Origin of the sequence: Haloferula chungangensis (genome assembly GCF_042664875.1) — a bacterium.
Taxonomy (GTDB): Bacteria; Verrucomicrobiota; Verrucomicrobiia; order Verrucomicrobiales; family Akkermansiaceae; genus Haloferula; species Haloferula chungangensis.
This window is the reverse complement of record NZ_JBHTBS010000099.1, coordinates 1-544: the sequence shown is the minus strand read 5'-3', so window position 1 is coordinate 544 and position 544 is coordinate 1. Positions and strand designations below refer to the sequence as shown.

The 544-nt window shown below is 42.3% G+C and carries 1 protein-coding gene; it reads right to left on the bottom strand.

Annotated features, from left to right (window positions below; genetic code table 11):
* Positions 1-544 (bottom strand): tRNA (adenosine(37)-N6)-threonylcarbamoyltransferase complex transferase subunit TsaD (locus tag ACFQY0_RS21380; RefSeq protein WP_379717146.1); only part of this gene is annotated, 544 nt, incomplete at both ends.

Here is a 544-nt window from a genome sequence, read left to right as displayed (position 1 = left end):
CTTCGTTAATCGGATTGTTCTTCTGACGTTCGTTGTGGAGTGTGTTGATGACCGCTGATTTTAGTCCGCTAAAACTAAAGTCGAAGCTATCTTTATTTAGGAACGCACGTGGGAAGTTGAACGTGTCCTCACCTTCTTTAGCAAGTCGATCAATTTCAGGTCCTCCTGGATATGATAGACCTAATACACGTGCAACTTTGTCATAAGCCTCTCCTACTGCATCATCTCTCGTCTCTCCAAGAACTGTAAAGTCTAGGTGTTGCTCCATCTTAATGAGCTCTGTATGTCCACCTGAGACAATCAGTGCGACAAGCGGGAATTGCAATTCATGCTCTAATTGATTTGCATAGATGTGTCCTGCAATATGGTGAACAGGAATTAGTGGCAAATCATATGCAAATGCAAATGCTTTCGCCGCATTTAAACCGATAAGCAAAGCACCAATTAGTCCTGGTCCATAAGTCACAGCAACTGCATCTAGATCACTTGGAGCTAGATTTGCTTCTTTCATCGCTTCTTCAATAACGACTGTAATAGATTCTAC